This window comes from Microbulbifer mangrovi, from assembly GCF_002009015.1.
In the GTDB taxonomy this organism is placed as follows: Bacteria; Pseudomonadota; Gammaproteobacteria; order Pseudomonadales; family Cellvibrionaceae; genus Microbulbifer; species Microbulbifer mangrovi.
On the sequence record NZ_LZDE01000029.1, the window covers coordinates 1 to 371 of the forward strand.

Below are 371 nucleotides of genomic sequence, written 5' to 3' on the forward strand. Positions count from 1 at the left end.
TTCAAGTACGGCAGCGACAAGGTCAACCTGTTTGCGGACAAGGTGCAGCCGGGCTCGCTCGGCGCCGTGGGTTACGACGACGAGGGCGTGAAAACCGGTAGCTGGGATCTGGTAAAAGAGGGTGTACTCACCAATTACCAGGCGATTCGCGATCAGGTACATATGCTGGATCAGAAAGAGTCCCACGGCTGCTGCTACGCGGACAGCTGGTCCAACGTGCAGTTCCAGCGTATGGCCAACGTTTCCCTGTTGCCCGGCGAAGAAGAACTGGCCCTGGACGACATGATCAAGGACGTGGAGAAAGGTATCTATATTGTCGGCGACGGCTCCTTCTCCATCGACCAGCAGCGCTACAACTTCCAGTTTGGTGG

General features: G+C 56.9%; 1 protein-coding gene. It reads left to right on the forward strand.

All coding sequences use genetic code 11. The annotated features are described in order from the left end of the window. A partial coding sequence (locus B4U49_RS00130; protein WP_239692409.1) for a metallopeptidase TldD-related protein occupies positions 1-371 on the forward strand: 371 nt, incomplete at both ends.